At 57.9% G+C, this 22998-nt stretch carries 22 protein-coding genes; 16 read left to right on the top strand and 6 right to left on the bottom strand.

Annotated features, from left to right (window positions below; genetic code table 11):
* Window positions 1-43 precede the first annotated feature (43 nt).
* The 3 genes from HK439_RS08295 to HK439_RS08285 form a co-directional block, all read right to left on the bottom strand.
* Window positions 44-499, bottom strand: coding sequence for a DUF2231 domain-containing protein (locus HK439_RS08295; protein ID WP_190290935.1), 456 nt, complete (start codon window positions 497-499; stop codon window positions 44-46).
* A gap of 27 nt (window positions 500-526) precedes the next feature.
* The gene (locus HK439_RS08290) at window positions 527-766 is read right to left on the bottom strand and encodes a hypothetical protein (RefSeq protein ID WP_190290934.1); all 240 of its coding nucleotides are present in this window, start codon (window positions 764-766) and stop codon (window positions 527-529) included.
* A 205-nt stretch (window positions 767-971) separates the two neighbouring features.
* Entirely contained in the window at window positions 972-1775 is an 804-nt protein-coding gene (locus HK439_RS08285) for a hypothetical protein (protein WP_190290933.1), read from the bottom strand.
* A gap of 324 nt (window positions 1776-2099) precedes the next feature.
* Here HK439_RS08285 and HK439_RS08280 point away from each other — a divergent pair, with 324 nt between their 5' ends.
* Both HK439_RS08280 and HK439_RS08275 read left to right on the top strand, forming a co-directional pair.
* Window positions 2100-2366 (top strand): hypothetical protein, encoded by a 267-nt coding sequence (locus HK439_RS08280; RefSeq protein WP_190290932.1) that lies wholly within the window; start codon window positions 2100-2102, stop codon window positions 2364-2366.
* 69 nt (window positions 2367-2435) lie between these two features.
* Entirely contained in the window at window positions 2436-3062 is a 627-nt protein-coding gene (locus HK439_RS08275; RefSeq protein WP_190290931.1) for an undecaprenyl-diphosphatase, read from the top strand.
* Window positions 3063-3073: 11 nt separating this feature from the next.
* Here the strand turns inward: HK439_RS08275 and HK439_RS08270 are convergent, their stop codons facing one another.
* Window positions 3074-3646, bottom strand: a complete 573-nt coding sequence (locus HK439_RS08270; protein WP_190290930.1) for a DUF1003 domain-containing protein — start codon at window positions 3644-3646, stop codon at window positions 3074-3076.
* A gap of 173 nt (window positions 3647-3819) precedes the next feature.
* Here HK439_RS08270 and HK439_RS08265 point away from each other — a divergent pair, with 173 nt between their 5' ends.
* The gene (locus HK439_RS08265) at window positions 3820-4200 is read left to right on the top strand and encodes a PepSY domain-containing protein (protein WP_190290929.1); all 381 of its coding nucleotides are present in this window, start codon (window positions 3820-3822) and stop codon (window positions 4198-4200) included.
* A gap of 152 nt (window positions 4201-4352) precedes the next feature.
* Here HK439_RS08265 and mprF read toward each other — a convergent pair whose 3' ends face one another.
* Window positions 4353-6983, bottom strand: a complete 2631-nt coding sequence (gene mprF, locus HK439_RS08260) for a bifunctional lysylphosphatidylglycerol flippase/synthetase MprF (protein WP_190290928.1) — start codon at window positions 6981-6983, stop codon at window positions 4353-4355.
* A 295-nt stretch (window positions 6984-7278) separates the two neighbouring features.
* On the opposite strand from mprF, the gene HK439_RS08255 reads away from it, so the two are divergent.
* From HK439_RS08255 to HK439_RS08205, 12 genes are all read left to right on the top strand, one after another.
* Complete coding sequence (locus HK439_RS08255) at window positions 7279-7476, top strand: hypothetical protein (RefSeq protein WP_190290927.1); 198 nt, start codon at window positions 7279-7281, stop codon at window positions 7474-7476.
* Complete coding sequence (locus HK439_RS08250) at window positions 7466-8371, top strand: ABC transporter ATP-binding protein (protein WP_190290926.1); 906 nt, start codon at window positions 7466-7468, stop codon at window positions 8369-8371. Before HK439_RS08255 ends, HK439_RS08250 begins: the two co-directional genes overlap by 11 nt.
* On the top strand, window positions 8368-9120 hold the full coding sequence (locus HK439_RS08245) for an ABC transporter permease subunit (protein WP_190290925.1): 753 nt from the start codon (window positions 8368-8370) through the stop codon (window positions 9118-9120). Before HK439_RS08250 ends, HK439_RS08245 begins: the two co-directional genes overlap by 4 nt.
* A gap of 11 nt (window positions 9121-9131) precedes the next feature.
* Entirely contained in the window at window positions 9132-9659 is a 528-nt protein-coding gene (locus HK439_RS08240) for a hypothetical protein (protein WP_190290924.1), read from the top strand.
* Between the two features lie 61 nt (window positions 9660-9720).
* Window positions 9721-11760, top strand: coding sequence for a bifunctional DedA family/phosphatase PAP2 family protein (locus tag HK439_RS08235; RefSeq protein WP_190290923.1), 2040 nt, complete (start codon window positions 9721-9723; stop codon window positions 11758-11760).
* 114 nt (window positions 11761-11874) lie between these two features.
* The gene (locus HK439_RS08230) at window positions 11875-12759 is read left to right on the top strand and encodes a diacylglycerol/lipid kinase family protein (protein ID WP_190290922.1); all 885 of its coding nucleotides are present in this window, start codon (window positions 11875-11877) and stop codon (window positions 12757-12759) included.
* 809 nt (window positions 12760-13568) lie between these two features.
* Complete coding sequence (locus tag HK439_RS08225; protein ID WP_190290921.1) at window positions 13569-13883, top strand: hypothetical protein; 315 nt, start codon at window positions 13569-13571, stop codon at window positions 13881-13883.
* Window positions 13884-14024: 141 nt separating this feature from the next.
* On the top strand, window positions 14025-14540 hold the full coding sequence (locus HK439_RS08220) for a hypothetical protein (RefSeq protein ID WP_190290920.1): 516 nt from the start codon (window positions 14025-14027) through the stop codon (window positions 14538-14540).
* Window positions 14541-15130: 590 nt separating this feature from the next.
* Window positions 15131-15805, top strand: a complete 675-nt coding sequence (locus HK439_RS08215) for a hypothetical protein (RefSeq protein ID WP_190290919.1) — start codon at window positions 15131-15133, stop codon at window positions 15803-15805.
* A gap of 178 nt (window positions 15806-15983) precedes the next feature.
* The gene (locus HK439_RS26845) at window positions 15984-16598 is read left to right on the top strand and encodes a Mu transposase C-terminal domain-containing protein (protein ID WP_235987706.1); all 615 of its coding nucleotides are present in this window, start codon (window positions 15984-15986) and stop codon (window positions 16596-16598) included.
* Entirely contained in the window at window positions 16504-17694 is a 1191-nt protein-coding gene (locus tag HK439_RS08210; protein ID WP_328804125.1) for an ATP-binding protein, read from the top strand. The genes HK439_RS26845 and HK439_RS08210 overlap by 95 nt, the downstream gene beginning before the upstream one ends.
* A gap of 2 nt (window positions 17695-17696) precedes the next feature.
* On the top strand, window positions 17697-19553 hold the full coding sequence (locus HK439_RS08205; protein ID WP_190290917.1) for a TniQ family protein: 1857 nt from the start codon (window positions 17697-17699) through the stop codon (window positions 19551-19553).
* 378 nt (window positions 19554-19931) lie between these two features.
* Here HK439_RS08205 and HK439_RS08200 read toward each other — a convergent pair whose 3' ends face one another.
* The gene (locus HK439_RS08200; protein ID WP_190290916.1) at window positions 19932-20939 is read right to left on the bottom strand and encodes a TerC family protein; all 1008 of its coding nucleotides are present in this window, start codon (window positions 20937-20939) and stop codon (window positions 19932-19934) included.
* A gap of 750 nt (window positions 20940-21689) precedes the next feature.
* Here HK439_RS08200 and HK439_RS08195 point away from each other — a divergent pair.
* The gene (locus HK439_RS08195) at window positions 21690-22628 is read left to right on the top strand and encodes a sulfurtransferase (protein WP_190290915.1); all 939 of its coding nucleotides are present in this window, start codon (window positions 21690-21692) and stop codon (window positions 22626-22628) included.
* Window positions 22629-22998: the final 370 nt, after the last annotated feature.

The raw sequence follows: 22998 nt of genomic DNA, 5'->3' as shown, positions 1-22998 counted from the left end.
AATTGAGCCCGAGCTACCCGGTTCTTTATGGTGGCCTGACGCCTTATGACGCAACGGCAACACCGTAACTATACACAAGCTCACCGCCAAACCATGCGGTTGCCAGGATCGCCGCCGTCAAGGCGAACTCCACGCCAACGATCGAAAATGCCAGCCCTTTGCCAAGGGCAACTTTTTTCCACCACAGCCCGGAACGAATTGCCGCCCAGGCAGCAATCGCGAATGCGGTGAATGTGCCAAGCTCCTGATGGATTTCGAGCATATCTTTGGGAGCCTTCGCAGCTGCCACCGCCACATCATAAGCCTGATCTCCGAACATGAAGGCCAGAATGGCGGACACGCCGGCTGCGAGAGCCAAGACGGCCGAAGCATTGCCTACTGCTGAGCCGGCCTCCAGTCTGTCACCTCGCGACACGAAGATCGTATCGACGAAGACCAGACTGATAAGCAAAACGATCGGGAAATGTATGATCATCGGATGGATGAGTTCGATACGCATAGGTTTAATTCTCCAACAAATAGGCCTTCAGTTTTGAATGACGGCATAGTCAGTCTCGATGACCGGGCCGCCCTTCACCGACATCCTGTCCGTTTCAGTCATCTGGAATGGATGAGCCGGTGCAGCGGCACGCATGCGTGGCATCATTCGAAATGCCAATCCAAGAACGGCGACGCTGAGCGCGACCACCGTTGCGGCAACGACCGCAAACGTTATCATCGCTACGACAGCCAAGTTGCTCAGGGTTTGAAAGATAAAGGTCAACATCGCTTCAGGTCTCCTTTTCGAGCCGCTACTTTGACCATGTCTCCTGACGGCAACCTGACGTCTGGCTTACAAATTTGTAAGCTAAGCGAATGCTGCCGAAAGCCTGTGCGGGACCGGATCGATTCTTTGAATGCCGTTCCCAACACCCAACAAAAACGGAGCGAGATTGCTCGCTCCGTGCATTTCCCGTGTGAACAAACAGGCTTCATCCCTGCTTTGAACGCCACTCGTCGCCATCATGCGTAATCGTCATGTAGACGACGACGGCAAGGATCCCGACAAGAAAGATGACACTGGTCCAGGTGGTGCCGAAGCCCATGCCGCCGTAATCGGCCGGCTGCGCCATCAGGTCGCCATAGGATGCACCCATCGGTCGAGTGAGGATATAGGCCAGCCAGAAGGCCAGAACGCTATTCAGCTTCAGGACATACCAGGCGAATGCAATGGCACCGATCACGGCACTATAGATCAGCCCCGCCTGGAGGTAGCCGAGCCCGATGGTCTCGGCAACAAGATCCCCTGCCGCAGTACCCAGCGCAAATGTGAACAGGATTGCAAGCCAATAAAAGGCCTCTCTCCGGAAGCTGTAGATCGTATGGATCGAGAGGGTCTTTTCGAAGGTGAACCACACACCGAAGGTGGCAGCCAGCGCGATCGAGAATCCTGCGGTCGAGGTCCAAAGGCTCACGCCCAGGTTATCGGTGAGATTGTCGGTAATGAGCGTTCCGACCACGCTGACCAAGACCACTGTCATCCAGTAGATCCACGGAACATATTTGCGTTGAGCGAACTGAAGGATAAGCGCTGCGACGAGGAAGCCGCTCATGATCAGGGAAGTGGTGGACAGCCCCAGCCCCAGAGTCATGTTGATATAGTCCGCCGCCGTCTCGCCGACCGTGACCGCGAGAAGTTTGACGATCCAGAAATCCGGCGTGACCTGAGGGACGCGATTGTAGGTCCGTTTGTCGGGAACGGCCTCAGCGCTGTTTTCGAACGTGAGCGTATTCATGGGTATCTCCAGAGCGGCGCTGCCGCCATTGATTGGGATTTGAGCTGGAAAGCGGCGCGATCCGCTTACCGTTCGCCATCCCCTTCCGGATGCGAACACCGGGACACTAGGATCCCAATCTCAAGCCAAGATTTCTCAGGCCTTACAAATTTGTAAGGAACCGCGGGCCGTCAATTTCGCGAGCTTACAAACCTGTAAACTTGCGGAAATGTACGCGTGAGAATCTTGACCGATGCTTCCTTTGCGTTCGGTGCCGAGCATTAAAAAGGCTGAAATGAACCATCCTGGCCCGACACCCAATCTTGTCTCAAAGGAGTTTACTACATGCGCAAAATCATCCTGACCGCCGCTCTGGCGACCGCGGTATTCACTCAAGTCGCGAGCGGCTATGCACACGCCGCACCAGTCCCCTGCGAGGATCTGAAGGCAAAGCTGGAGAGCACGATGGCGACCACGCAGCCGTCACCGGCCGACCAGGCCAAGTTCCAGGATTTGAAAGCGCGTGCGGATGAACGCTGCACCGCAGAGGACGACCGCCGCGCCGACGACTTCTACACCCAAGCGCTTGCCCTTCTGGGTGTTAAAAACTAAAGATCGGAAATTATTTCGCCGGCTTGCATTTTATAATGCAGGCCGGCCGCCCAGTATGAGTACCGGCCGATGAATCGCTTCTTGCCTTTCAGTTTTATCGAGAACGCGAATTTCAAACTCTTCGGCCTGATCAATGCCTCTGATGCCACACATTCGAACCTGATCGCTTTTGCCAGGTTTGCCGCTGACGACATTATTTATCTTTTCCCGCTTGTCCTGGCCGCGCTTTGGCTTTGGGGCCGGCCTGAAAAACGCGGGCGCCTGCTTGTGACCTTTCTGGGTGCCGAGCTCGGCCTCCTGTTCAACCAGATAATCCCGCTTTTCTGGTTTCATCCACGTCCATTCATGATCCCTATCGGACATACGCTGATCCCGCATGCAGCGGACAGCTCGTTTCCGAGCGATCACATCACGTTCATGGCCGCCATTGCCCTTGGCCTGTGGCTGCTCGCCGGATACCGTTTGATTTCAGCGGCCTGTTTCGCCCTGACGATCCTTGTCGCGTGGTCGCGGATCTATCTGGGGGTCCACTTTCCTCTCGACATGGCCGGAGGCCTAGCAATAGGCGCGCTTGGCCTTGGCCTTGTGCGGCCAATTCTGAAGCCTGTTGAAACCCGCTTGATGGCGAACCTGGTGCTCCCGATCTACCGGCGTGTCTTTTCCTTCCCCATTCGGAACAACTGGTGCCGCCCTTGAGCGAGTGAACCCTATTCGCCCTGCTTCTTGCGTTCGATTGCCAGTCCTTCGAGAATCCGGCGAATTTGGGTTATTTCTTCCTCTTGCTGCCGCAGAATGACGGCAAGCTGTTCAGTCCTCATCCGGTCCATCTTCTCGTGCAGATCCATAATTTCCAGTTCCGCCTTGAGATTGACTTCATAGTCATTGGTGGCCGCGAGACGGTCTTTGTTTATCTGCCGGTTCTGCGACATCATGATCACCGGCGCCTGGATTGCGGCCAGCATTGACAGCACGAGGTTCAGAAAAACAAAGGGATAGGGATCGAAGACGTCCTTGTTGGGCAACCCGACCGTATTCAGCAGAACCCAGGCACCCAGGACCACACCGAAAGAAATAATGAAGGTCCAGGACCCTCCGAAGGCGGCGACCTTGTCAGCCAGGCGCTGCCCAAAGGTAAGTTGCTCATGAAACGCTTCGTTGATGTTTTTCGTAACCGCCAGGCGTTTCGCCATTCTCTTTAGAACGCGTTGTTCGCGTGCGGGCAAGTCGTCGTAGCCGATTTGAAGCAGGTGCTCCGCAAGTTGTTGTATGTCCCGGTTCATGAGTTATCTCCAAATACCGAAGCCCGTTGTGCCGACAGACCGATCTGTTCCCCCAATGGATGGAACGGGCAACATACAAATCTGTAAAGCACCGGTCAGGTGACTGTAATCCCTGCTTCCCACCTTCCGTTCATCGGGCAGCACCGTGCCGCCCTTTAAACAGGAGACAGACCATGAAAAAGCAAATGATGATCGCAACCGCTGTCCTGACCGCGGGCATTGGAGCCGCCGGAATAACGACCGCTATCGCGGGCAACGGAAACGAAGGCAGCGACAAGGCTGAAATTCAGGCGCTGCTCGCGACCAAGTTTTCGGCAACCGACGCGATCAAGGCCGCCACAGCGGTTCAGGCGGGCAAGGTTGCAGAAGTCCAGTTCGAAACGGAAAAAGGCGCACCGGCCTATGAAATCTCGATCGTATCCGCGGATGGTATCGAGCACGATTTCATGGTCGACGCGACGTCCGGATCAGTCAAGAAACGAGCGGACAATGGCGATCAATCCGGCGAAGACCGGGAAAACGGCCCGGAAGACAACGAAAATGACAATGACTGACAGCCTCTGATCAGATCGCCGTCCGGTCCTCGTACCGGACGGCGTTCTTCGTTTCGTAATTTCCACTGTCAGCCGATGCCGAATACCGATAAGGCAAAGCAATCTCGAGGCAAACGCCGGGCCGCGATCGAGTGCGATACAGTTAGGTGAACTTATGTCGGGGCCCGATCCCGCCTTATCGCGCCACGCACCCCCCCGCTCACCAGTGCATTGATGTCGTTCGCGACGAGCAGAGGATCGACGCCTCCCCAGGTCATCAGGTAGCGAGGCTTCCATTCCGGCTGGAATTTATCCTTGTAGTCCCGCAGCCCCTCGAAATTGTAGAAATGCCCGCCAAACCGCGAAATGGACCCGGCGACCCGGTCCCAGATGCGCGGGTGCCGCGTTTTTTTAAGACCGGTCAAGGGTGCCATGCCCAGGGAGAACCTCTGAAAGCCTTCTGCTTTCAACTCGAGCAGCAGTGCAACGAACAGGAAATCCATCGTCGAAGGAGGCGAACCGGCACTATGGCGCATAAGGTCAATCGTCACCTCGTTCTTCGTTTCCGTTTCGAAAATATTCGCGAAAGCCACGATTGCGTCCCCCTCCCGGACGATCGCCAAACGGAAGTTCTGGAGATAGGCTTCATCGAAGCGGCCAAGCGAAAAGCCTTTTTCTCGAGCATGTTTCGACGAAAGCCATTCGTCGGAGATCCTCTTTAGTTCGCCAAGCAATTGGGCTGAGTGTGGCGGAGCCAGCGTTTCGAGCGAAAGGCCGTCGCGTTGAGCGCGATTGTAGGCCTGGCGCAATTTGCGGCGTTCCGGCCCTTCCAGACCGAAGTCTGAAAGACTGACGATCGCCTCCTCACCCAACTTGCTCGGCATAAACCCGGCATCCACGAAGAGCGCAAGATCATCGGCCGCGATTTGATAAAATGCCGGACGGCAATTTGCGTCGTCTGCAACGCTGATGAACCGGTCTATGAGATCGCTTGCAGCTTCAGCGTTCCCGACCGGGGGACCGAGCGCAACAAAGCTACGGCCATGCCGCCCGAACATGATGAAACCATCGTTCTGTTCGGAGACGAGGAATTCCTTGTCCCCTGTCAGGGCGAAATTGGCGTCCGGGTTATCCTGGCCCGCAATGATTGTTCTGAGCCATTCGCTCGAAGGGGCGGCGTTCGATCCCGACCTGTTTGCCGGTGGACGGAGTGCGAACAGCAGCAACGACAGAATCGACACGGCAAGCGCAACACCACCGATCCGAAGGGCCCGGGGCATGTTCGCATCAAAGGCAAACTGCCACCAAAGATCGTGCTTGTATTCGGCGTCCTGATGGGCAAACAGAAAAAACAGGACAAGCAAAAGCACAAATCCGCCGAAAACGGTCAACCATTCAACAGACAGAATGCCCGCACTTAGCCGAGATTGCCGATAAAAACAGAACCTGGAGAACCAAAGCGCCAATGCCAACAGCGCCATGAAGACGACAAGGTCGAAATCGAGATGCTGTAGCACGAGAGACATCATGGCCATGACGATCATGCCGATCGTCAGCCATAAGGCGCCCCGGATGCGTTTGCGAAGACCATTCGCAAGGACGAGCAAGGCCCCTCCGGCAATTCCCATGACGACATTGGAAAGTTCGAAAACGCTCAGCGATACGACCGGTTGCAGTTCCTCGATGATATCCTTCGGTATCGGAACGATACCGTTCAGAACGAGCGTTGCTCCGGTGAGAAATGTCAGGGCCGCGGCCAACGTCGGAATGAGAGGAACCAGGGTTGAGACCGCTCCCAGCGCCGTGCCGCGGGGGATCGGAATGCCACGCAGCTTACCGACCCGTTCCCGGAATTCCACGCCGATCAGGATGGAAATGCCGGCTAAAAGCGGAAGGAAGTAATAGACAATCCGATAGGCGAGCAACGAGGCGGCAATGCCTGCGGTCTGGTCCGGAAGCGCTGCAAAGGCCCCGAGGATAACCGCCTCGAAAACACCGATGCCGCCTGGAACATGGCTCAGCACGGCGGCCACGGCTGCTCCGGCAAACACGGCCACGAAGGTTGAAAACGGGATCGCGGACGATGCTGCGTTTGGCAGCAAGATGTAAAGCGTCACGGCCGCGAAAAGGATGTCGAGCAGCGAGAACAGGATCTGGAGAACGGCCTGCCGCAATCCGGGCATGACGATCTTGTATTTGCCGATTCCAATCTTGTGTTTCGACATCGCCCCCCAGGCCAGAAAGCCACAAGCAGCGACAAGAATGATTACGGAAACCAGGCGAACCAGGTGCGGTGGAATTGTAATTACGCTTGATAAGGCCGCCGGGTGATAGGCCAGTGCCGCAAAGCCGACAACAGTGACGCCAACGCCGAAGGCGAGCGCGCAATACGTGGAAACGATTGCGATATCGGTCAGATTCAGCCCCAGTCCTCTATAGAACCGGTATCGCACGGCCCCGCCCGAAACGACGGCCAACCCGACCGAGTTGCTGAGCGCGTAAGCCGTAAACGAGCCGATGGCGATCGTGCGAAGGGGAACCGACTTCCCGATGAAACGCATCGCTGACCAGTCATAGCCGATCAAGGCCGCGTAGCCGAATGCGGTCGCGAGCCCGGCGAGCGCGACAGATTTGGTCGTGATTTGCCTCAGTTGCCCGATAACGTCATGTACGGTCACGCCATGCAGAGCTTTGTAAATTGCGAAAGCACCAAATACGAAAACCAAAAGCGTGATCAATGCCGGCCCGTGGGAACGGGCAAAGGATGCAATACGCCAACGGGTTTCGGACGTTGAATTTTCCATTTTAAAAATCGTCAGCCCCAAAACCGTAGTGAAAATATAGCGATTGGAACCGTTGAAGGTCGAATACGCACTTTCAAGATAGCCCCCTTTGCCATCGACGTAGCGAATTTTTGCTGTGGTCCGGAATACCTTTGAACCAACGACATCCGATATTCAGTTTGCTTCGGTCAAGAGGCAGGCAGGCATTCTTACAGAATTGTAAAATCCGGGCCAGATTCTCCCAAACATCAATGTCTATCTCTGCTTAAAGGCGCCCATCGTCGGGCGCATAGCAACTAGCAGAAGGAACGCACCGATGTTTCGTTCTCAAGATCTACCAATAACGAAAGGGACTGCGCTTGCTGTTGTCCCCTCGGTCTTTTTGTTCGTCGCTTCCACGATGACCAAGGCCGATGACCTGAAGAAAACGGGCGGACAAGCGGAAGCAATCTTCGCGGCGATACCGAGCCTACACCTCGATCGTTTTTCCATGGAGGTCGGCAATGCTTGTTGAAATCGATGGCCTCCGCCTTTCCATCGGAGCGACCCCCATTCTTCATGATGTGCATCTGGCGCTCTCCGCGGGAGAAATCTTCGGCCTGCTCGGTCCGAACGGCGCTGGCAAGAGCACGACGATTGCGACCGCGATCGGGCTCCTTAAACCAGACGCAGGTCACATCCGGATGTTGGGCAAGGACCCTCAGGTCTTCGCCAACGAAATTCACCGTCACCTTGGCGTGCTGCCCGAGCAGAATGGATTTTACGGCTGGATGTCGGCCGAGGACTACCTCGCCTTCTTCGCAGCCATGAACGGACTTAGCCTGAGCCGAAATGAAATCCGGAAACGCCTTGATACGGTCGGGCTCCACACCCGTGCGCGCCAGCCAATCGGCACCTATTCGCACGGCATGCGTCAGCGTCTTGGACTTGCCCGGGCCCTGATAGCAAATCCGGACCTGCTCATCCTCGATGAGCCGACCAATGGTCTGGACCCGCGCGGACGGCGTGAAGTGCATGACATTTTGCTCGAGTTGGCAGGCAAAGGCGTTGGCATCCTCCTTTGCACCCACCTCCTCGATGACGTCGAACGACTATGTCAGCGTGTCGGCATCATTGTCGGCGGCAGGACAGTCGCCGAGGGAACTATCGCCGGACTCGTCCGGAGCGAACATCGGCTCGCCCGTTTTCGTCTCAAACTTGCCAGTGACCCGACTCAAACTGACGAAGCCAATGTGACCGTAGTCGCGCGCGAAGGCGAGTGGTGGGTCGTGGACCTGAACCCTGCTTTAACACCGGACAAGGCATGGAGCGAACTTCTTTCCCATGGCTGGGCGATTACCGAGATCCGACGCGAGGGCGGCGGCCTCGAAGACCTATACCTCACACTGACCGAAGGGAGCGCAGCATGAACCCGATTTATCTGATCGCCCGCAAGGAAACGGGGGAGTTGCTTCTCGATATTCGGGGGCTGCTGTGGCTCATGGCCGTCACAATCGTTCTGTCGGCGTTCAGCCTGCTTCTCGTTGGCAGTACGGAACTCAGCCTGCTCGACAATGCGCAAGTTGTCTACGACATGACCGCCATCGTCACGGCGCTTGGCTGTTTACTCGCGCTGATCGTCGGGGTTGATACGGTCGCCGGAGAACGCGAACGCGGCAGCCTGGTGCCTTTGCTTTTAACCCCCGCCCCACGCGGTACGATCCTGATGGGCAAACTCAGCGGCGTGGCCATTGCCTGGGCCGTTATTTACGTTCTGTCCCTGCCGTATCTTTGGGCGGTTGGCAGCACCGGTCAAAACATGGGCCAGGGCATGCTTATCACGGCATTGCTTGGCACGCCCGTCGTCTTGATGTTTGGCTTCCTGGGTATCAGCCTTGGCAGCCGGGCGGATTCAGCGCGAACCGCACTGCTGACAGGTCTGGTCACGCTGGTTCTGTCAGCTAGCCCCGTGTTGCTCGGCCCAAGCCTGCGGCAATCTGCAATCGGCCGGATGTTCGACGCGGTCAATCCCTTTTCCGCGGCCGTCAACGCCTATGACGCAGTCATCATCGATTCCCAGTCAATTATCTCGCAGAGCACCCACTTTGCGATCGCTCTCGCCTGGCTTTTCGCATGCCTTTGGTTTGCTCGTTTCAGCTTCGGTAAGATCACGCGTTAAGGAGAATTACAATGAAACTCACTGCTTTCCTGGTCGCAGCGGGATTGGCAATCCTAAGTCCGGCGGCACTTGCTTCTCCCCTGTCGATCAGCCTGAACCCTGCATCGACCAACCCGTCTTCGCCGCAGATGGGCGACAACCTCAAATTCCAAACCGTCATCCAAAATAACGGCACAGAAGCCGTCGACGGCCTCATCGCCTGGATCAGCCTCGTTCAGGTCGACAAGGGAAAGGAACAGCCCGTCGACCTTGAGGATTGGAGCGCACACAAGGCCGTTACGGCATCAAGCCTGGCATCGGGAGGCTCAATAAAGACGGATTGGCCTATGCGCCTCATCCAGTCCGGCAACTACCGGGTCATCGTGAGCGCCGCCACGCGCTCAGGACAGGAACTGGCGACAAGCCCCTTCTCGGATTTTACGGTCAGGCAAAAGCCGGTGGTCGAATCCGGGCGCGTCCTGCCGATTGCCCTCGGCATTCCGGTTCTGATTGGTGCAGGAATGGTATTGCAGCGCCGCAGAAGGGCCCATAAGCAATAGGTCACAGAATCTCGGCACGGCTAGCCAATATCGCTGTGTTTCTAAAGCGTGGGAGAACGGATTGAACCAGTGGATTGACCAGATCCTTTCCCTTGCCGGCACTCATCCGCACTTATTGGGACTGTTCATCTTTGCCAGCGCCGCAGCAGAGGCAATTATCGTCGTTGGGGCGCTGTTTCCCGGAACTGCTATTATACTCGCAGCTTCGGGCATTGCCGGTGCCGCCAACCTCCCGCTCTGGCCGTTGGTGCTGTGGGCTACAGTCGGCGCGGCACTGGGCGACGGGGTTTCCTACTGGATCGGGCACCACTACGGGCCCGCACTGAATCAACGCTGGCCGTTTTCTGCCAGACCGCAATTGCTGGAAAAAGGCGAGAGTTTCTTCAAACGCCATGGCGGAAAAAGCGTCTTTCTCGGCCGCTTCGTTCCGGGTGTAAAGGCCGTTGTTCCGGTCGTTGCCGGTGTTGCCCGAATGTCCATTCCCCGATTTGCCGTCGCCAACATCAGCTCCGGAGTAGTCTGGGCGGCGAGCCATGTTCTTCCGGCAGCCGCCGCAGGCGTATTGATCGCTGCGGTCGGCTCAATCAGCGACCGGCTACTAGCCGCTTTCGCCGCAGCAGTCATCGGCCTGTTCCTGGCGTACTTGCTTGCGCACCTTTTGGTCGTCAAGGCGGCTCCGTGGTTCATCGGCAACTATCAGATGATGGTTGCGCGCCTCGCGACGTCCCGGATCGGCGCCGCCCGCCTGATTGCCCAGGCCGCGGATCCACGCGACCCCAGGCTTGTGGGCGGCATCATCTGGAGCGCGCTGCTCATCCTGGCCGTGATCGGCTTTGCGGGCGTGATCGAGGACGTCATTACCAGGGACACCCTGACGCTCGCGGATGTTTCCATCTCACAGTTCGTTCAATCGGTACGGACCGAGCCGCTCGACCGGATCATGATTACGATCACCGAATTCGGAGATGGCGTGGTCGTGGTTATAACGGCGGCGGCCTTGCTGACCGCCCTCGCCGTCGCCAGACGCTGGCGGGTCATCGCACTTGTCAGTAGCGCCTTCGCGATTACCGCGATATCGGTGCCGCTCATCAAACTGATCCTTCAAAGACAACGGCCGATCGATATATATTCGGGCGCCGAACTGTTCGCCTTCCCGAGCGGACACAGCACCTTCACAACACTTCTCCTGGCCACGCTGGCGCTCCTGATCTCCCCGCACCTTGGCCTTCGAGGTCAGATCGCCATATGGACCGCGGCAATCCTCGGGTCCTTGGCGGTTGGTCTATCTAGGATATATCTTGGCGCGCATTGGCCTTCGGACGTGGTGGGCGGCGTTCTTTTCGGCCTGTTTATCTGTAGCCTTCTGGCCCTGCTTCTGAGGTACAAAACCAGTGTTCAGCGCGCGAGCCTATGGAGCAGCGTGCTGGCTGGAATTGTCTTTATCGGCTTCGGCGCGGCGCATGTCCATTTCAATGCAACGGGCGATCTTTCCCGCTACGCGCCGGTCAACGCGCCGACAGTACTCAGCGAAACCGACTGGCGGGCCTCTGGCTGGGAACGGCTTCCCCAACAGCGTGTCGATCTCTTCGGTGAAACCGAAGAGCCGCTGACTTTCCAGTATGCGGGAGGGACAGGCCAACTGACGCAAGTGCTGCAAAAGTCCGGATGGCATGGCGCTGAGTTGAGCAGCGGAGCCGGATTTTTGCGCCTTCTCTCACCAGCGACCCAACTCGCCTCCATGCCGCCCTGGCCTCTTCTGCACGATGGCAAATGGCCGATTTTGATGCTGACCAGGACGAGAGAAACTGACGATCGGCGTTTCGTCTTACGCCTCTGGCCGTCAGGTTATGCCGTGACGACGAAATCGGGCCGCGTTCCGCTCCTGATCGGCTCGATCACGGAAGAGACCGTGCGCCATCCCTATTCGGCGCTCACCACCATGTCGGACGAACCCGTGTCCTTGGCCGTCCCTTCTGCCATCGCGGAGCGGTTGGGCCAATTCCCTGGCTTTACGGTTAAGCCGCAAGCATTTCCGTCAGGAGTAAAAGTCAATCTGATCACGGCCGTTCCGGAGGACAAGAATTCACCTGCCCCGCGTTAATTGCTCTGGAGTGCGCAGGGTTGTGCGGCTTATTCTTGTTCGCACACGGCGACAAAACTAATATCTGAAGCAAGCCTCAATAACCGGGACAAGACGCCCGCGATATAATCCTGCGTGGTCCGCAAAGTGCGCTCCCGGTTCTTCATCATCCACAACCCCCGCTCCGGCCGCGCGGCTCAGAGCCTTTATCACGCCACCGTGGCGACGCTGAAAAAGCATTCCAGCCATGTCGAAATAGTGGTGACGGCACGCCATGGCGAAGGCATGAAGGCGGCGGCCGAAGCGGCCGCGAGCCGCGACTTCGACGCGGTGGTGGCTGCCGGCGGTGACGGCACCGTACATGACGCTGCTGAAGGCATGGCGGGCAGCGAGATCCCCCTCGGCATCATCCCGATGGGAACGGGCAATGTCTTCGCCCGAGAACTGAACCTGCCGAGATCGCCCGCCTTGGTCGCCCGGATGCTGCTTCAGGGTGAGGTTGGCGAAATTCCGGTTGGCGAAGTGAATGGGAAGCCCTTTCTGTTCGTTGTCGGCGTTGGCTTCGACGCAGAAGCGGTTCAGATATTCGAAAAGGGTAGCAGCCGGGAATGGGGACAGGCCGGCTTTGTATGGCCGGTCATGCGAGCTCTCCTTTCTCATCGCGACGACCCGCTGCGTGTGATCACCCGGACCGGGCAGCACGAAGCGCAATGGGTCATCGTGACGAGGGCAAAGCGCTATGCCGGCGACCTACTGTTGGCGCCTGAGGCCGATCTGCGTCGCAGGCAGTTCCATGTCCTGTGCCTTCGAGGCAGCGGCGTCCTGACCCGCGTTCGCCAGCTGTCGGCTCTTGCCACCGGGTTGCTTCGCCATGATCCAAGCGTGATCCTCGATAGCACGGATTGGGTTCGCATCGACGGAGACCCGACGACACCGGTCCAAATCGACGGAGAAGCACTCGGCCAACTGCCGCTGGAGATCGGTTTCAACGATAAAGACCTGCGATTGATCCTGCCATAGCCTACGATGCACCAATCTACGAACACCGAATACGGTCGACAATAGCCATTGTGTCCCCCTGTAAAGAACAGCAGCCCAGGTATCGAATTCACCGGGCACTCTCAATTATCAAAAATGGTGTATACTTTATCGCCTATTTGGCTTTCCGGAGAACCCGACCCTTACCACCAGCATGTCGTGTGGCCGGTCTGGCTACCGTGAGCTAGCACCGCTTCATCGAGATGGAGCAGGATAAAGTCGAATAGGCACCGGAACCGCTGTCCGGCTGTTCCCGGCGTAATCCCACCAATTCCCAGAACAGATTTGAGCTAGGGGCGGCAGCGCGCTGGGCCACTGGGGGACTCTGTTTCGATATCTACCGATGATCCCTTCTGACCTTATCGTCAATTCTGCCAATTTTATCGTTCGCGTTAACTTTTTGTCCGGGTTCTTCCGGAAAAACAAGACCTGCAAAACCGCAGGAGCCGGAAATGATCTAGACGAAAATCACCTATCTCACTGATATTATGAAGGTAAGTATGCCTTCAAAGGATTCATTCAGATCACCCGGCGGCTCACCACGATGGTTAAATCCGGAAGCAGAAATTTCGTTTTCAACCCACCATTCTGAAGCCCAAGGCGCGGTCAACATGACATCATGCCGTTAAGGCACATGAATCCTTCATAGCCCCTTGGCGGACCAGTCGGTTCGCCAACCAGCGAACACTCCCCCTCCCCCAAATCCGAACATGTTGAGGATCTCGGCTGCTGTGTCAGTGGATATCTCGACGTGAGGATCAGTCACGCCCAAAAATCGGAAAAATTGCATCATGACCACTCAGACGCCGCGTGCGTTTTCCTATGAGCCTGAGACCTTCCGATCAATCGCTCAAGACCTCCAGACGTACCGAGCCACCGGACATCCCGGTCGTGGAATGCCGTCGTCGGCTCCCCTCATTGTGGACTGGAGCAAAACGCTGCTGCCCTTTCCAGGCATCATCGGCACCTCCGGAACTGACACTGTTCTGGAACCCGTATTTGCCTTTTCCGACGACAACTCCTGGGCACTTTTGTCCCGAGGCTGGGTCCGCCTTGAAAATCACATCGACGACCGGCTCGATATCGCTGGCCGCATAACTCCCTGAACCCGGAAGGATTAGAACCCGGCCTCCCCTCACTCTGAGCGCCTCGTCCTTCTCACAATTCTCCCAATTCCACCAATACGCGACGGCACCGTTCCGAATTCCTCCGGAGCGCACGCGACACCCATGCCTGAAAGCACTCGAATGAAACGATCAAACACGATCTACGGCACCGGACGCCACGTCGGTCTACTGATGGCCCGCATGGCAGTTCGCCATGCACTCCGCCAATGCGTGGATCTCCAATACCGGACCGCTTACCTCGACAAGATCGCCGTGCTTTTGGCAGGACATGCGGCGGAAGGCCTTTTCTTCGACGAGCCCTCCGACGGCTCCGGATTGGTTGCCGGGTCGGATCTTGAGCGAGCGACCTTGTTGGCGGCTCGGCTGATGGCTTCCTCAGGTCTGGCAGATGACCTGATTTTCCGCTCGGAAATTTCCGGTTCAGCGCTCAGGAACTTGATCAAAAACGACAGGGTATTCGCGGGGGATTGCAACCAAATCCTAGGCTCTCAGAGAAAGCGCGTGACAGCCCTTCTTAAGCGGAAAAAGCACCAGCTGAGAGCTGTTTCGGACAGCCTGCTCAGGTCAAAAACCCTTTCTTCCGAACAGATTTCCACGCTGCTGAATTCCACTCAAATCAATAATAAATTCAAATAATTATCTAGGGGATAACGTTAAAATGCGAACTCATCACTTCGAGCTCGACTCCCGGAATACGTGCCGGTACTGTCCGCCTCCTCAGGTCCTGGGCCGTCGCAATTCCGCGCGGTGTGGCCTGAATTCGGCTTCACCCCCCAGCTCAGTCTGGCAGGATAAAGGAGGTTGCCGACCATGACTTTCATGCAGAACAATTCGGCTCTCCGCGAAGCCGCACAAGATCTCCCGATACACAACGCTTGAGTTGGGTAACCGACCGCCTGCGCGATGTCTGACCTTTGACATCCGCCGGAGTGGGTTACCTACCGCTGTCTCCTCGTGACCCTGCCGGTCGTGTCGAACAGTTTCCGTTGCTGATGTCGGGAAACGATCTCCTTTGATTGTCGTTTTAACCGGCACAGCAGCTCTCCCTTCAAGCGTTTGAATTTCGAACCCGCCGCCGCGCGGGAACAGGAGAACTGTGCCATGTGGAATGCATTGAACCGTATCCGCTCGTTTGCCCGTCCGGGCAACACCGATGCCGGTGGTTCCGCCTGCCGAATAGCTGCCGTGAACAGTCACGTCAGAACTCATCAGGAAAGGAGACCACTGTGTCTAACGAAGATTCCAACTACTACATCCCCGCAGGTCCATCCTGGGCCTCGCGCACCATCACTCTGAAGTCCTCGGCTTCGTCCCGCGGATTTCTCCTGAACCACACCTGCCATCGCTGGGCCGGGTACGAAAGTTTCCTCGAAAGGGACTTTCTGACAATCCTGCTCGCACACCCGGATGCTGAACGCTTTCAGGAGCAGCCCGAGCCGGTGACCTATGTCGATGCAGACGGCAAGCTGCGGACGCATACGTTCGACGTTGTGGTCTATCTCCGCAACGGTCGGAAGGTTGCATACGACATCAAGCCCGAGAAGCGTCGAGCTCGTAGTCAGATTAAGGCGATTCAACGTCTCATCAGCAAGCAGCATCCGAACTATGCGGACAAGTACGTTGTCCGCACCGACCGCCAGATCTCTCGCGATCGGGTCCGGAACGCCGAGTTGATCCTCAGGGCACGAACCCTCTGGGATGGAGAAACCATCGAGGAGCTTCGCCGGCACCTCGCCTCGATGCACGGGGTGTTCCAGTTCGCCTCGCTGGTCGCGCTTTTCAACGAAGAAGCAGTTGGCTTCAACGCGGTCCTCAACCTCATCGACATGCAGGAGCTGAAGCCGGTCACCCGCGGCCTCTTCAACGACAACACCGAACTCGAAATCTGCAAAGCAGCCTAACAGGAAAGGAATTTGATCATGACTAAGAACTGCACTGAACCGAAGAACAATCCAACCCCGGCATCCCGTTGTGTACCACAACAAGCCCCATGAAGGCCTGGGTGGCCAGACGCCGCGAAATTGTTGGCTGTCCCTTCGGAAAAAGGTCGGTGTCCCGCTTTCTCCCAACGAAGACGCGATGCGCGCCTGCTTCGGGATCACCGTTGAGCGCGACCTCCGCAGTGAAGGTATCCAGCTCTACTGCAACAAGTACCAGTCCACGGAGCTTCAAAGCGTTCGTCGGGATTTTCGCCTCCGGAAGAAGTTGAGAGTTCGCTTCGATCCGAACGATCTCGGACACATCTCTGTCGAAACGCCGAAAGGCTGGCTCAAGGTCCCGTGCACCACGCCGGAGATGCATGGAATCCCGCTGGAGGCGCATGTCGCCAACCGGCAGCGAATGTTGGCGCGCTACGGCGAAGAGGCCGCGCAGTCCGAAGCGATCGTCAAGAAGGCGCTTGCGGACCTTCGCCGGCTCTCGGACGAAAGCCGTGAAAACCGGAGCATCGCCTCCCCGGTCTTCACCGCTGACAACCTCGCCAAACTCGACCGCTTGTTCTCCGACGACCGTCTGAGGGTCGATGAAGACTTCGATGGCGACATCCTGGGGCTCGATGGAACCGACGACGCCGGTGAAACCGGGGATCCCGGCGCCGCCGATGAAACCACGACGTCATACGTCAACGAAGCCCTGCCGTTCCTGGGCGACGACGATGACGATGACGATGACTTCGAATACGTTTTGGAGGACTGAGATGAAGACTGAAATCACCCATGATGAAAACTCAGGAGCCAAGGCTCCGGAACAACAGGAAGGCGCGCGCCGCCGGCGAAAGCGCAGTTCGGAAGTCGCGGTCCTTCAAGCCCAACTGAAGCACACCTATTATCCTCACGCCCGCGACCAAGCGCTGCTCGACCAACTCAACAAGCTGCTGGACGATTTCGAGGATTTTGATGAAATTGCCGCCCAGGCGGGTCTCGGCCGCGTTGGTCGGTTGAACGAAGGTCGGGCCGTCGTCGTCGTTGGTGAATCCGGCGCCGGCAAGTCCCGCTCTCTGGAGCGCGCATTTGCCAACCTCGGGATGACCAACCGATCGGACAAGACCTTTGTCGTCTCTGTCCGGGCCCCCTCTCCCTGCAACCTCAAGCAGCTTGGCATCGAGATCCTGGATGGACTTGGTTATCCGCTTGAACGCGACTTTCGGGAAAACGTCGTCTGGCGCCTGGTCCGGAAACAGCTTGCCCTGCGCAAGATCCGCTTCCTGCACATTGATGAATTGCAGCATCTGACGCAGCTGAACAACCCGGCCGAAGCCTTCAAGGTCTGCGATACCCTGAAGGGTCTGATGCAGAATGCGGATTGGCCGATGTGGATGATCCTGTCCGGTATGCCCAATCTCGCGCGCATCATCGAGAGTGACTTCCAGCTGCGCCGCCGCAGTTCCTTTGTTCGCCTTGATCAGCTGACCGCCTGCAAGGAAGACCTGAAGGAAATCCGAAAAGTGCTCGGAAATTTTGGTCACAAAGCGGAATTGTCCCTCGACGACCTTCCAATTCTGGAACTCGCCAGCCGTCTGCTTCATGGCACTGAGGGTCGCCTGGGATATCTCATTGAAGTCGTGCAGGAAGCCTTTTCCCTGACCCTGCAAGAGTGGCGGAAGAACCCGCTCATGGGTGATTTCGAGCGGGCCTATGAGGCCAAGACCGGTTGCCGCCCGGAGCACAATGTCTTCGCCGACGGCGTCGAGTGGCAGAACGTTGACGTCCGCAACACCCTCTTTCCCGAGGAGGAAATTGAGGAAGAGCCGAAGCCGAAGAAGCGGCGTCGCAAGGTCGTCCGGGGAGCTTGAACATGAAACTCAATCCTTTCTACATCCCCACCTGTCACCCGGATGAAACCCTCACGAGTTTCGTTTCGCGCGTCGCCTCCATGGCTTCTCGTAGTGCCCGTGACTTCTGCCTCGACATGGGACTGAACTTCCAGGCCTTGTGCGATGGGGACGCGGACGAGATTGACGCCTTCTCCGAACTTGCCGGCTTCGATGACGGGTTTCCGGGAACAACCTTTAAACGCACCGGCGAACGCTGGTTCGAACTGAACGGAGCCCCCCTTCCCAGGGCGTCGCTACGTCGCGCGACAGTTCGGGTCTGCCCTCACTGCATTCAGGAAGACCTCTCTCGGGACGCGGATCATGAAAAGGCCAGGTCCTACGGACGCTGGTTCTGGACCATCGCCTCCATTCGCACCTGTTCGAAACACAAGACCCCTTTGATCGTGGCTGCGGCCGACGACAGTCCTCAGATGGTGCATGACTTTTCGATGCTGCTCCAACCGTTCGTGGATGACATCGACCGGCACGTCGACACTGCGCAATACCGTGAACCTTCCGATCTCGAGACCTATCTCGAAAACCGGATCAACGGCGACCGGTCTGACATCTGGCTGTCGTCCCTCCCCGCATATGCCGGCGCAAGGGCCTGTGAAATCATTGGTGCTACGAAGTTCCATGGCGCCGATGTCATGGCGGAAAGCCTGACCGAGGACCAATGGTACGAGGCCGGTCAGGCAGGCTTTGAAATTGCCGTTCGGGGCGCCGAGGGAATCCGCGGCTACCTGGATCACATGCAACAGAAATTCGCGGAAACGCGTCATGCCTGGGGGCCCAGGCAGATCTATGGGCGTCTCTATGAATGGCTCGCTCACGAGACTGATGACACCGCCTACGACGAGCTCCGGAAGATCATCACTGAGCACGCCTTCAAAACGCTGCCCATGGGACCGGACGATGAGATCTTCGGCCAGCGAGCGGAGAAGCGGATCCTCCATTCCATTCACTCCGCCCACCTTGAAACAGGATCCCATCCGAAGCGGCTTAGAAAGGTTCTCCGTACGGTCGGCCTGATCGACGAAGCACAGCTCCGCCAGTCTGACGAGCGCATCCTCTTCCGGGCCGACGATGCAGAATTCTATCTTCAGCGGATCGAAGAAAGCATGTCCCTCAACCAGGTCAGGGCCTACATCAACGCGCCTCGCCCCGTCGACCGGGTGCTCTTCGAGGCGGGCATTCTGAAACCTTGGCTTCAGGGCGGTACCGAAACTTTCAAGGACCATGCCTTCGCAAAACGCGATCTGGATGATTTCCTGTCAGCGTTGACTGCCGATGCAGTGCCGGCGGCGAATGACGAGAACACCTTGGTGCCGATCCTGCGCGTAACGAAGATGGCGAACTGCTCCACCCCGGAAATCGTTCAGTTGATCTTGGATGGACAACTGGACACGGTCCGGACGGATCCTGAACTGACCGGCTTTCTTTCCGTGCTCGTTGATCCGGATGAGGTCAAACCGCAGGTCCGCCGGGAAGACCACGGCGGATATTCCCTTCGCGAGGTCGAACAGAAACTGAAGACGACGACACGCGTGGTCAAGGCACTCATCAACCACCACCATCTCGCAGCTGAAACCGCGGTCAATCCGATCAACCGCTGTCCGCAGACCATCGTCAAGCGGGACGTCCTGGACGCCTTCATGGACGAGTTCGAGACCGCCAGCTCCCTGTCACGTCGATCCGGAACTCATCTCCAGACGTTGATGAAACGGCTTCACGGTTTGGGGGTCGACGCTGCCTTTCCGAAGGACCAGATTCCGGCGACCATCTATGCTCTGGACCAGGTCAGGTCTGCTGATCCGGATCTCCTTCCGGATCCCTGATCCCTTCAAATACCACCCCCGTTTCCGCCTCCCATTTTGGGAGGCTTTTTTGTGCCCGGAGCCCGGCTTCCGGACGTTTCAGCCGCTATTGAGCAAGACTTTGCATTCATTTGATTACGGCTTTGACCGAAATTCCAGAAGGACTGAGCCAAAATAGAAAATAAAGCTGTTTGTTTTCAATAACTTACAAATCGCATGAGCCATACTATTCTTGCAGGTACACCTGAAAAAAACGAAACCCGCCCATCGGAGACGATCGGGCGGGTTTTTCGATTCTCGGGCCGGAATATCGCTTCCGGTTCGAAAGTCGCGCAGGACCTCGGAACGCCGCCGCCCCAGGGTGCCGCGAAAGAACGGGTCCGGTAACGGCCTGGACGGTCATTCGGGTTCTATCGGCACAGCAACAGCCGGCGCAGCAGACAGTTTTCTGCGTGTTTGCCAGAGCGACAGAACGATGCCGCCGACCAGAAGAGCCGCTGTCACCCCCAGGGAAATGACAGCGGGCACCTTCTCGATCCCCAGAAGCTCTGCGCCGATCACCTTGGCGCCGATGAAGACCAGCACAAGCGAGACCGCCGTTTTCAGATGGATGAAGCGGTGCATCATCGCAGACAGCGCGAAGTAGAGGGCGCGCAACCCGAGGATCGCGAAGATGTTGGATGTGTAGACGATATAGGGATCGGTCGTGATGGCGAAGATCGCGGGGATCGAGTCTACGGCAAAGATCACGTCCGCCAGTTCGACCATGACGAGCGCCAGGAAGAGCGGCGTGACGAACAGAACCGTTTTTCCGGCAGCCCCGACGGACTGGCGGACGAAGAAGCTTTCACCCCGCAGGTCATCGGTCACCCGGAACCGCCGCCGCATGAAGCGCAGGACCGGGTTGTGCGCCACATCATATTCGGCGTCGCCGTTGCGCAGCATCCTGATTCCGGTGAAAACCAGGAAAGCTGCGAAGATCAGCAGGATCCATTCGAAGCGTTCGACCACCGCCGCGCCGATCCCGATCATGATGCCGCGCAGGATGATCACCCCCAGGATGCCGAAGACAAGCACGCGGTGCTGATAGGCCCGCGGCACGCCGAAATAGGCGAAGATCATGGCGATGACGAAGATATTGTCCATCGCCAGGCTCTTCTCGACCACAAAGCCGGTGAGATAAAGAAGCGCGGCCCGTTCTCCCATGAACTGCCAGATCCAGACAGAAAACAGCAGGCCGATGGAGATGTAAAAGGCCGAGAGGCGCAGGCTTTCGCCGACGCCGATCTCGTGGGATTTCCGGTGCAGGACACCGAGGTCGAAGACAAGAAGAGCGGCGACGAGACCAAGAAAGAGACCCCAGCTCCAGGCTGGTTTGCCCAGGACGTCGAGCAACAGGATGTCCACGACTAGACTCCGAAATGGATCCGCCCGCAGAGACGCTCCGCGACGGCGTCCGGAAGCCGGAACGGCGCGGGATCGGAACTCGAGCGATGGTCATGTGGGAAGCGCCGACCGCGCCGCAAGCTCTCCGAAAAAATATTTCTTGCCGGTCCCGTAGGCATTTCGGTCTGCGAGACAGATTGCAGAGGAGCTGTCCGCAGAGCGTCCACGATCGCCCATATGTGCCTGCGCCTGCCGCGCCAAAGGCGGACCAGTTCTTTATTCCGCAGCGCTACCGCCTTCGGCTGCTTAAGCGCTTCGCTCCAGTCGGGGCCTCGCATTGGCTCGGGCGACTGTTCGCCTTGCGAAGCCTGCGGGCGTTCGTTTTGACTTCACGCTGCCGCGCCAAAGGCGCTTCGCTCCAGTCGGGGCCTCGCATGAGCTCGGGCGGCTGTTCGCCTTGCGAAGCCTGCGGCTTCGATAGGTCTGGATTTTTCGCGCTACCGCCTTCGGCTGCTTGAGCGCGGGCTCCAGTCGGGGCCTCGCATGAGCTCGGGCGGCTGTTCGCCTTGCGAAGCCTTTGGCTTCGAAGAGTTTCCTCGCCGGCTTTCGAATACCGATATTTTCATTGTTCATTGAATAGGAAATTAGCTATTCTTCCCTGAGACAGGACCGTTCGGGCCGGAGGAGCTTGCCCGACGGGACCTGCCGACCTGATCGAACCACTCGAAATCCGCAAAAAAGGGACTTCCGTCCCGCAGGGAGGAAACTGACATGATTGGGAGATTTTCCACTGCATTGGCAGCAGCCGTAACGCTTTGCGCGGCCTCATCGGCCTTTGCTGCCGAGCCGCTGGTCGATGCCGCCTGGGTCAAGGCGAATGTCGGCCAGCCCGACACGGTCTTTTTGGACCTGCGCCCCATGGCCGCCTACGAAAAGGGCCATGTGCCCGGCGCGCTGCACACCGATTTCGGCAAGGACGGCTGGCGGGTCAACAAGGTGCTGAACAAGGAGACCGGCGACAAGATCGGCGGGCTTCTGCCGGATACGGCGTCGCTTGAAAAGCTGATCGGCGGCCTCGGGATCGACAACAACACCCACGTGGTGCTGCTGTCGCCGGGCGAAGAGGCAGCCGACCTTGGCATGTCCACCCGCCTCTACTGGACCTTCCTGGTGCTCGGCCACGACAATGTCTCGGTGGTCAACGGCGGGATGAAGGCCTACATGGCCGACAAGTCCGATCCGCTTGAACCCGGCGTGGTCAAGCCTGCGGCGAAGACCTTCACCGCGAAGCTGGACACCACCTATCTTGCCACCGCGGATGACGTCAGCGCCGACATGAAGTCCAACGTGCCGCTGATCGATTCCCGGCCGCCCGCGCAGAACCTCGGCCTCGACAAGAGCGGCGTTGTCACCCGCTACGGCACCCTGCCCGGCGCGAAAAGCCTGCCCGGCGAGTGGATGACCGTGAAGGGCGGCGGCATGCTGCGCGACGCGGCGACCCTGAAGAAGCTCTATGCGGCCGCCGGCGTGCCCACCGAAGGCGACGCGGTCACCTTCTGCAACACCGGCCACTGGGCCTCGCTCGGCTGGTTCGTCAACGCGGAGGTCCTCGGCAACAAGAAGACCAAGCTCTACGACGGTTCCATGAGCGAATGGTCCCACATGGATCCGGCGACCCACCCGATGGTCGCGAAGGTGGAGGTCAACTGACCGTCTTTCCGGCATAAGGAAGGGGGCGGCTACCCCGCCTCCTTTCCCCGGCAGATCGCCGTCGCTCCTATGAAAGGCTTCGAAGAGAGCCGAAGCTTTGCCAAGCAACGGGTTGTCATCCCAGCGCAGGCTGGGACCCAGTAACCTCCAGATTTTGCTTTCTTTTCCAATCGCAAGCCACACGGCGTACTGGATCCCGGTCTTGCCGCTTGCGCGTCAAACCGGGATGACAACCCGAGTGAGTGGCTCGGCCGTGCCTCCTCCGCAGCCGTCATCCCGGGCGAGCAACGCGAGACCCGGGACCTACTCGTTTGCAGAGCGGTTGTTGCCTTCAACCAAAGCTGCGGCAAGCGGCCGTGCGAGTAGGCCC

The sequence above is a fragment of the Roseibium aggregatum genome (genome assembly GCF_014692675.1).
Lineage (GTDB): Bacteria > Pseudomonadota > Alphaproteobacteria > Rhizobiales > Stappiaceae > Roseibium > Roseibium aggregatum_C.
This window is presented reverse-complemented; position numbering and strand designations above follow the sequence as displayed.

What these genes read in the sequence shown, in the direction of transcription:
- HK439_RS08295 (WP_190290935.1), bottom strand. Translation starts at nt 499, where the DNA reads ATGCGTATCGAACTCATCCATCCGATGATCATACATTTCCCGATCGTT.
- HK439_RS08290 (WP_190290934.1), bottom strand. Translation starts at nt 766, where the DNA reads ATGTTGACCTTTATCTTTCAAACCCTGAGCAACTTGGCTGTCGTAGCG.
- HK439_RS08285 (WP_190290933.1), bottom strand. Translation starts at nt 1,775, where the DNA reads ATGAATACGCTCACGTTCGAAAACAGCGCTGAGGCCGTTCCCGACAAA.
- HK439_RS08280 (WP_190290932.1), top strand. Translation starts at nt 2,100, where the DNA reads ATGCGCAAAATCATCCTGACCGCCGCTCTGGCGACCGCGGTATTCACT.
- HK439_RS08275 (WP_190290931.1), top strand. Translation starts at nt 2,436, where the DNA reads ATGAATCGCTTCTTGCCTTTCAGTTTTATCGAGAACGCGAATTTCAAA.
- HK439_RS08270 (WP_190290930.1), bottom strand. Translation starts at nt 3,646, where the DNA reads ATGAACCGGGACATACAACAACTTGCGGAGCACCTGCTTCAAATCGGC.
- HK439_RS08265 (WP_190290929.1), top strand. Translation starts at nt 3,820, where the DNA reads ATGAAAAAGCAAATGATGATCGCAACCGCTGTCCTGACCGCGGGCATT.
- mprF (WP_190290928.1), bottom strand. Translation starts at nt 6,983, where the DNA reads ATGGAAAATTCAACGTCCGAAACCCGTTGGCGTATTGCATCCTTTGCC.
- HK439_RS08255 (WP_190290927.1), top strand. Translation starts at nt 7,279, where the DNA reads ATGTTTCGTTCTCAAGATCTACCAATAACGAAAGGGACTGCGCTTGCT.
- HK439_RS08250 (WP_190290926.1), top strand. Translation starts at nt 7,466, where the DNA reads ATGCTTGTTGAAATCGATGGCCTCCGCCTTTCCATCGGAGCGACCCCC.
- HK439_RS08245 (WP_190290925.1), top strand. Translation starts at nt 8,368, where the DNA reads ATGAACCCGATTTATCTGATCGCCCGCAAGGAAACGGGGGAGTTGCTT.
- HK439_RS08240 (WP_190290924.1), top strand. Translation starts at nt 9,132, where the DNA reads ATGAAACTCACTGCTTTCCTGGTCGCAGCGGGATTGGCAATCCTAAGT.
- HK439_RS08225 (WP_190290921.1), top strand. Translation starts at nt 13,569, where the DNA reads ATGACCACTCAGACGCCGCGTGCGTTTTCCTATGAGCCTGAGACCTTC.
- HK439_RS08220 (WP_190290920.1), top strand. Translation starts at nt 14,025, where the DNA reads ATGAAACGATCAAACACGATCTACGGCACCGGACGCCACGTCGGTCTA.
- HK439_RS26845 (WP_235987706.1), top strand. Translation starts at nt 15,984, where the DNA reads ATGCGCGCCTGCTTCGGGATCACCGTTGAGCGCGACCTCCGCAGTGAA.
- HK439_RS08210 (WP_328804125.1), top strand. Translation starts at nt 16,504, where the DNA reads ATGAAACCACGACGTCATACGTCAACGAAGCCCTGCCGTTCCTGGGCG.
- HK439_RS08205 (WP_190290917.1), top strand. Translation starts at nt 17,697, where the DNA reads ATGAAACTCAATCCTTTCTACATCCCCACCTGTCACCCGGATGAAACC.
- HK439_RS08195 (WP_190290915.1), top strand. Translation starts at nt 21,690, where the DNA reads ATGATTGGGAGATTTTCCACTGCATTGGCAGCAGCCGTAACGCTTTGC.